Below are 1,187 nucleotides of genomic sequence, written 5' to 3'. Positions count from 1 at the left end.
GTCACTGTCACGGTTTCTGTATTGCCATCTTCATTAGTGTACGTAAATTCGTCTTCACCATTGAAGTCTGCATCTGGAGTGTAAGTCACGGTACCGTCAGCGTTAATCGCTACTGTCCCGTTTGTACCATCGGTGACTGACGCAACAGGAGATGTGACACCATCTGCATCGGTATCATTTGCGACGACATCGATAACCACTGGCGTATCTTCATCAGTTGTTGCTGAGTCTGCGACTAATACTGTGTCATCGGCCACTGGATCAACCGTCACTGTGACCGTTTCTGTATTGCCATCTTCATTGGTGTACGTAAATTCGTCTTCACCATTAAAGTCTGCGTTTGGCGTGTAAGTCACGGTGCCGTCAGCGTTAATCGCAACGGTCCCGTTCGTGCCGTCTGTTACTGACGCAACAGGAGATGTGACACCATCTGCATCGGTATCATTTGCAACGACATCGATAACCACTGGTGTATCTTCATCAGTTGTTGCGCTGTCTGCTACTAATACTGTGTCATCGGCAACTGGATCAACCGTCACTGTGACTGTTTCTGTATTGCCATCTTCATTAGTGTAAGTAAATTCGTCTTCACCATTGAAGTCTGCGTTTGGCGTGTAGGTCACGGTACCGTCAGCGTTAATTGCTACAGTCCCGTTTGTGCCGTCTGTTACTGACGCAACAGGAGATGTGACACCATCTGCATCGGTATCATTTGCAACGACATCAATCACCACTGGGGTATCTTCATCAGTCGTTGCTGAATCAGCTACTAATGCTGTGTCATCGGCCACTGGTTCAACCGTCACTGTCACCGTTTCTGTATTGCCATCTTCATTAGTGTAAGTAAATTCGTCTTCACCATTAAAGTCTGCATCTGGCGTGTAAGTCACGGTACCGTCAGCGTTAATCGTAACGGTTCCGTTCGTGCCATCGGTTACTGACGCAACAGGAGATGTGACACCATCGGCATCCGTATCATTTGCGACGACATCGATAACCACTGGCGTGTCTTCGTCAGTTGTTGCTGAATCGGCTACTAACACGGTGTCATCGGCAACTGGATCAACCGTCACTGTGACGGTTTCTGTATTGCCATCTTCATTAGTGTAAGTAAATTCGTCTTCACCATTAAAGTCTGCGTTTGGTGTGTAAGTCACGGTGCCGTCAGCGTTAATCGCTACTGTCCC

The 1,187-nt window shown here is 47.8% G+C and carries 1 protein-coding gene; it reads right to left on the bottom strand.

The annotated features are described in order from the left end of the window. The coding region (locus V5290_RS17245) for an Ig-like domain-containing protein (protein WP_333388726.1) at positions 1–1,187 on the bottom strand (1,187 nt) is incomplete at both ends.

This window comes from Psychromonas arctica, from assembly GCF_036697365.1.
Classification (GTDB): domain Bacteria; phylum Pseudomonadota; class Gammaproteobacteria; order Enterobacterales; family Psychromonadaceae; genus Psychromonas; species Psychromonas arctica_A.
Note: the sequence above shows the minus strand (reverse complement) of the source record. Positions and strands in the feature narration are given on the sequence as shown.